This is a genomic window from Williamwhitmania taraxaci, from assembly GCF_900096565.1.
Lineage (GTDB): Bacteria > Bacteroidota > Bacteroidia > Bacteroidales > Williamwhitmaniaceae > Williamwhitmania > Williamwhitmania taraxaci.
The window spans coordinates 1-2,678 of sequence record NZ_FMYP01000144.1; the positions used below are offsets into that span (position 1 = coordinate 1).

The 2,678-nt window shown below is 36.1% G+C and carries 6 protein-coding genes; 1 reads left to right on the forward strand and 5 read right to left on the reverse strand.

The genetic code is table 11. The features are described 5' to 3' along the window. Positions 1-531: hypothetical protein (locus BLS65_RS18120; RefSeq protein WP_139180986.1), on the reverse strand; the 531-nt coding region annotated here is incomplete at its 3' end. Between the two features lie 172 nt (positions 532-703). On the opposite strand from BLS65_RS18120, the gene BLS65_RS17495 reads away from it, so the two are divergent. After that, entirely contained in the window at positions 704-874 is a 171-nt protein-coding gene (locus BLS65_RS17495; protein WP_092441074.1) for a type II toxin-antitoxin system PemK/MazF family toxin, read from the forward strand. A 15-nt stretch (positions 875-889) separates the two neighbouring features. On the opposite strand, the gene BLS65_RS17500 is transcribed toward BLS65_RS17495, so the two are convergent. The 4 genes from BLS65_RS17500 to BLS65_RS17515 are packed head-to-tail and all read right to left on the reverse strand — an operon-like array spanning position 890 to position 2,595. Further along, positions 890-1,249, reverse strand: a complete 360-nt coding sequence (locus tag BLS65_RS17500; protein WP_092441075.1) for a hypothetical protein — start codon at positions 1,247-1,249, stop codon at positions 890-892. Between the two features lie 2 nt (positions 1,250-1,251). Continuing rightward, positions 1,252-1,929 (reverse strand): hypothetical protein, encoded by a 678-nt coding sequence (locus BLS65_RS17505; protein ID WP_092441076.1) that lies wholly within the window; start codon positions 1,927-1,929, stop codon positions 1,252-1,254. After that, positions 1,929-2,372 (reverse strand): hypothetical protein, encoded by a 444-nt coding sequence (locus BLS65_RS17510; protein ID WP_092441077.1) that lies wholly within the window; start codon positions 2,370-2,372, stop codon positions 1,929-1,931. Before BLS65_RS17510 ends, BLS65_RS17505 begins: the two co-directional genes overlap by 1 nt. Positions 2,373-2,376: 4 nt before the next feature. Next, a complete protein-coding gene (locus tag BLS65_RS17515) occupies positions 2,377-2,595 on the reverse strand; it encodes a hypothetical protein (RefSeq protein WP_092441078.1) in 219 nt (72 codons plus the stop codon). Positions 2,596-2,678: the final 83 nt, after the last annotated feature.

Here is a 2,678-nt window from a genome sequence, read left to right on the forward strand (position 1 = left end):
GGTATAGTATTCATCTCTAGGTCTAAAAGATAATAACTCGCGATAACCACTAAATTTTTTCCCATCTTCAGAAATTGCAACATATGTTTTCCCAGCTAACTTGAAACTTGTTAAATACTTTTTTGAAAATCCTACCTTGTTTTTCAAAGCATTTACTATCTCCCCCGAGAACTCTGTCTGGCAGTAACCCCTAGGTAAACTAACAGGTAGTCCAGAAGGTGCAAAATAGGTAGAAAAAACTGGTGAAAGAGGATTAACCGAGCAGTCTTCCTTCAGTGTAGCAATAGCCCAAAAATCAGAAATACTCGCCCCATCCTCCTCCTTCTCAAACATACCAATGACCACACCGGAGGAGAATAGGCAATCCCACTGGTGCTTTACAAGGGTAGCGCCGGAGACGTAGTCCATAAGGTTGGTGGTGCTGCCCTGCGCTAGGCCGTAAGTGCTGCTGAAGGTGTGCGAGAGAGGGTGAAAGGTGAATAGTGATAAGTGAACCGATCCGCCAGCTGGCGGAGAGCTCGCCGTAGGCAACGGATGGCTACTGCGACTTAACAGCCATACGCTGGGGCTATATTTTTCTCTAAAATTTCAAAGAGCGTAGCACCCTGTTGATATTGTAAATGATGGTGTTTTGGGAAAATTGCCATTAAAAGCGGTTGTGCCGATTACCGACTGGAAAGACCGCTACAACATGGAATCTTAGATGGTACAACTTATGCCCAACGCTCAAAATGGATTGAGCAAAGAATCCGTTGCTGACTGTTTTCAAGTGCGTTCGCTCTCTCAAGAACGACTCATTAAAAAACTAGGGACAGTGGATAAAAATACGATGGAAGATATTAAAGATGCTTTGAAAAAAGTGTTTTCGATGTAAATAATAAAAGCCCGATTAAATCGAGCTTTCTACTATCTTTTGTTTTGACACTTCAATTATTTTCCCCCAATAGTCTTTTATAAAAACAATCTCAAATTTATCTTTTAATTCTATTTCAAGCAATTCGGCTGAAAAAATAACTCGATTAGCAAAGATTGAAAATGTCTGCCAAGTCTTAAATTCAGACTCTCTCGGGTCTTCTTGATTATAAGTCAACTGATAAATTTCTGCCAAGTCTTTTATTTCTTTTTTTAATGAAGAACTAATTTCAAGAATATCAACATCAACATTTTCAAAAATTGGTTTTTCAACACTCACTTCTTCAACCCAAACGGGATAACAACAATACTCGAAACTATATTTTAGCTTTCTCATAGTTAAAATGAAATTGGATTTGCACCTACTATGTATCCATTATCTCCTATCGTTATTGTTACTCGTTGCTTTACACCTTTGAAAGTTGTTTCAAAAACAGCACGAGATGTTGATCCAGTTGTTTTTACAATGTTATTTTCTTTAGCAGCTTTTAAAAGAAATTCAGGTAAATCTGCTTCTGTAATTCCTTTATTTAGAAAATCTGTTGCATGTTTTTCTAATACATGAGCAAAACCAGCACCTTTCTTTCTCCCTAATGCGATTGCTTCAGCATTTGTTACACCTTTATCTAACCAAACAATTTTTCCTTCAGGATTTTTAACGAGTCCAATTAGTTTTTTGACATCCACTTTATTTCCAAGAGTTGCTTTCAGTTCGGCAATTAAAGCATTGTCAAGCAACTTCCCCGCCTCCTTAACATCCCAAACATTTACCTCGTGCGCGCGATTCTCTAAAACAGAACTCTCCCACAAAATAGCGTTTTCAGAAAACGAATTTTCAGAAATGCCACTTCTTGCAAAATTAGAAACGCCAATTTTTAGCTCACTTTCTTGGTTTTGGTTTTCTGCTTTAGGAAAAGAAACAACAACGCTTGGTAAGGCGACTTTTGAGAATACGGGAGTCGCACCTAGGTTGAACCAAGTGAAGAGGAAGAGGAATATTTGAAAAAAGAATCTCATTAGCCAAGGCTGTCTATAACTCTTTCATCTATTATCTCAGTGCCATCTTTCAAAAGAAAAGCGTCTAAATGATTTGCCATTGCTAGGAAAATTTTTAAATCTTCTAGTTTTGGAGTGCGTTCAAATCCAATGCTTACCATATTATCAATATAGTTAAACCCTAAATTAATATTATAAAATCCTTTTTTGACATCAAACTCTTTATAACATGCTGATTTGTTTAGGCTATCTAAAACCCTTTCTTTAAAACTTTCAGGAACTTTATCAATGTTTGTCAATGTTTCAACTCCCTCTTTTGTGTTTTCTTTCCAAATAAAATGATCAGAGTGTGTATCAATAAAATCAACCCATTTGAGGTATTCAATATTGCTATTGCTTTTATCTCCGCCTAAGTTATATGGTACTTTTGCTATAGCAAATATGTCGTTTCTTGTAAATTTCATAATTCTACTGTATAAAATCTTCTAATGCTTTTATTTCAAACTTAATTTTAGGATTTACGGTGTTTAACTTATTCATCCAAATTGCTTTCAATTCAGGTGTAATATTTGCTTTTGGCATATAAATGTGAATTTCTGCATTAGTAATAAACATAGATTTACCATTGCTAACTAGACCATCTGCATTCTTCCACCCTTGCTCTAAAAACTCTATATTCTTTTTCACTACTGTCCGACAAAAAGATTCCAGTTGAAACGTTAGTTGAATAAAAATAAGGGGCTACTCCCCGAAGGTTTCACCCCGATGTT